Here is a 2,200-nt window from a genome sequence, read left to right as displayed (position 1 = left end):
CCAATTAACGGGCAAAAAATTGTTTGCTAAAATGTTGAGGAACGAAACAGCAAACTGTTTTTTGTCCCTTTTGAATTGCTTGTTATATTTTCAATTTTACATGACATTACAATGCGACACTTTGTATTTACCTAACTCGGTTTTGTTTAACTCAACAATCATTATTGTTGGAATATTTTCACCTTTAAACATTAACGCTTTCTTATTATCTATTTCATCAGATTTTTGAAAAGGACTGCCAAGTTCTTTGATAAGTTCTGATTCGAACATTCCGATCTCTACTTGACTGCATGGCTCTATGTCAGCTTCGCTACATCCAACCAACGTTAAGAAAGCTAAAATACTAATTATACGCATGGACTTCCCTGAAAATATAACGACCCGCGCATGCGCGCGAACTTGTGAGCGTCGCTGCGGCCGAAGGCCCCAAATGACGCGGCTTGTTATGCGTTAACTCACCGATGACCATAAATAATGAAACCATTAGCATTTTCTTCAATTGGCCAATGACCAATTTTAATCAATTCACTCAAGATAAAATCTGTATCTTGGGAAATGTTCTGCGATGGTACTGTTTCAAAACCTCGTTTTTTTACAACATTCGGAAAGCTAACCCATTCGATTTCTTTGTAATACATTGGTCCGAACCAGAATCGATGATTGATAAAAGTTTCCTCTAATTCATCAATTTCGGGCAAACCAGTCAAAGCAACACCATCATTATCAGAACCCACAAATTTCCATATTGCGTGGGCTTTAGGACAGATATGAGCCAAATACATGAATAACTTCTTCCATTTTGCGTTCGACATTTGCGAGTCATTAAACTTAGAACGAATTATCTTATCGACCTCAAGCTCGTGATTTACAAAATCGAATGTTTTATTGGAAATTGATTTCATATCTTCCGGCATAACGCAAAGCACATGGGCGGCGAGCCGCGCAGCGGGTTGGCGTCCCAGCGACCGAAGGGAGCGAATGATGCGTATTGTTAAGCGGTTGTTCTTGCATAAAAAACTACTCCATAAAAGCAGGACATTATTACAATCATTAATGATACATACCGTTTTCGAGCCAAGCTTTTACGGTTTAGCCATTGCATCAACGGAAAACACGCCACTAACCAAGCTAAAAAGACTATAAGCGACCAAACTAACTCGTGACGAAATACCAAATGAGCGGCTCCAAAGGGCGGCCCCATAATAAACAACAAAATTAGTCGGGCATCCAGAGCGCCCACCTCATTACGACTTTTCATAATACCGCTTAACGCCCGCCACACACGCGAGCAACTTGTTGCGAGTCGAGCGCCCAAAGGGCGCGTTTGTGCTGGCGTTTGTTATGCCCCAACGCTAGCCTCTATAAACTGCGAAATAGTTTGCTCTTCTCTTTTATTACCTTGCAACCATTCAACTAACCACTTGGTGATGCGCTCACCTTTCATGGGAATAAATTGACCTGGTGTTGGTTCATCTATCCACTCAAATTGCCGCACTAAAACCAGCGGTTGCTCAGAGCCTATAGTGTTATCAGAAAATTCCTTTGCAGCCTCAAACGAAGAAAACGCGTAGTAGTAGATTTCGCCATCAAACTCATCAGGTGCGCCAAGCCACGGACGGCACCAGACACGATATTCAAGCACATCATCATAGAAGTAACCGCCGCCAGACTTTGCCTCTGCCGGATATTCGCCAACCATTTTTTCATCAACTGCAACGGGAAAAATGCTCATATCTCTCTTAAGGCATAACGCTCGCCTATGCGGCGCACAGTTTGTTGGGTAATTTGCGATAATGTAGCGCAGCGAAATGCAAATTGCGCAACAAATTGTGTGTCCGAAGTCGCGCTAGCGACTGCCATTAGGCGCTTGTTAGGTGCCGAATCAACATTGAAACTTAAAGTGTAAATGCCAATTCTCCTTGCACATAAAAACCAAAAAGAAAACCGCCGATAACCAAACCTAATCCAAGTAATAGTTTTTGAATACCTTGAAGCTGAAAATTACTACTTTTTGTATACTTACTGTTTTCATTGACGAAGGTGTTAGTACCTGATGGGCCAACAGAAAGAGTTAATGTAATGCTCTTTTTGAAGAGAACGACAAGACCGAGCAAAATCAAAATCGCAGATGCGATATCGGTATTGTAAATTTCCATTTGACTCTAAATTCTCCTCGGGCTCAGCGGAACCGGCACCTAAC

General features: G+C 41.8%; 4 protein-coding genes. All 4 read right to left on the bottom strand.

Annotated features, from left to right (window positions below; all coding sequences use genetic code 11):
* Nucleotides 1-96 precede the first annotated feature (96 nt).
* Nucleotides 97-357, bottom strand: a complete 261-nt coding sequence (locus JAO78_RS16520; RefSeq protein ID WP_226752462.1) for a hypothetical protein — start codon at nucleotides 355-357, stop codon at nucleotides 97-99.
* A 98-nt stretch (nucleotides 358-455) separates the two neighbouring features.
* Nucleotides 456-914: a hypothetical protein gene (locus JAO78_RS16515; RefSeq protein ID WP_226752461.1), complete on the bottom strand. Its 459-nt coding sequence runs from the start codon at nucleotides 912-914 to the stop codon at nucleotides 456-458.
* A 425-nt stretch (nucleotides 915-1,339) separates the two neighbouring features.
* Nucleotides 1,340-1,732: a GCN5 family acetyltransferase gene (locus JAO78_RS16510; protein WP_226752460.1), complete on the bottom strand. Its 393-nt coding sequence runs from the start codon at nucleotides 1,730-1,732 to the stop codon at nucleotides 1,340-1,342.
* A gap of 163 nt (nucleotides 1,733-1,895) precedes the next feature.
* Complete coding sequence (locus JAO78_RS16505; RefSeq protein WP_226752459.1) at nucleotides 1,896-2,156, bottom strand: hypothetical protein; 261 nt, start codon at nucleotides 2,154-2,156, stop codon at nucleotides 1,896-1,898.
* Nucleotides 2,157-2,200: the final 44 nt, after the last annotated feature.

The sequence above is a fragment of the Alishewanella maricola genome, assembly GCF_016343785.1.
Classification (GTDB): domain Bacteria; phylum Pseudomonadota; class Gammaproteobacteria; order Enterobacterales; family Alteromonadaceae; genus Alishewanella; species Alishewanella maricola.
Note: the sequence above shows the minus strand (reverse complement) of the source record. Positions and strands in the feature narration are given on the sequence as shown.